A 408-nucleotide genomic window follows, 5' to 3' on the forward strand; every position below is an offset into this window, starting at 1 on the left:
GCAGCGCCGGGTTGTAGTTCAGGGTGTCGCTCATGCCACGGTCTCCTCGACGAAGGAAATCTGAATCTCGTTTTCAAAAACCCGAACCGGGTAGCGGTTGAGGTTGCGCCCGCCGGGGCCGTGCCGGCACTGACCGGTTTTGACGGCAAATACCGCCTCGGGCAGCGGGCAGTCCACCTTGCCGTCCTCCCCGAAGCCCTGGCTCCGCAGGGCATAGGCGTGGGGGCATACGTCTTCCCGCGCGTAATATTCACCGTCAATCAAATACACGCCGATCTCTTTACCGTCGACGGTGCCGCTAAAAGGGAAATCTTCCTGTACTTGTTCTGCGTCACATACGCCTATCCAGCTCATCACGATCCTCCAGGCTTTTGTTTCATATATGAAACTCTGTTTCTTATTTAATAC

General features: G+C 55.9%; 1 protein-coding gene. It reads right to left on the reverse strand.

Translation table 11 applies throughout. From position 1 onward, the window contains the following. Positions 1-30: 30 nt before the first annotated feature. On the reverse strand, positions 31-354 hold the full coding sequence (locus tag A6013_RS24455) for a Rieske 2Fe-2S domain-containing protein (RefSeq protein ID WP_069733894.1): 324 nt from the start codon (positions 352-354) through the stop codon (positions 31-33). Positions 355-408 lie beyond the last annotated feature (54 nt).

The organism is Enterobacter sp. IF2SW-B1, from assembly GCF_001743375.1.
GTDB lineage: Bacteria > Pseudomonadota > Gammaproteobacteria > Enterobacterales > Enterobacteriaceae > Enterobacter > Enterobacter bugandensis.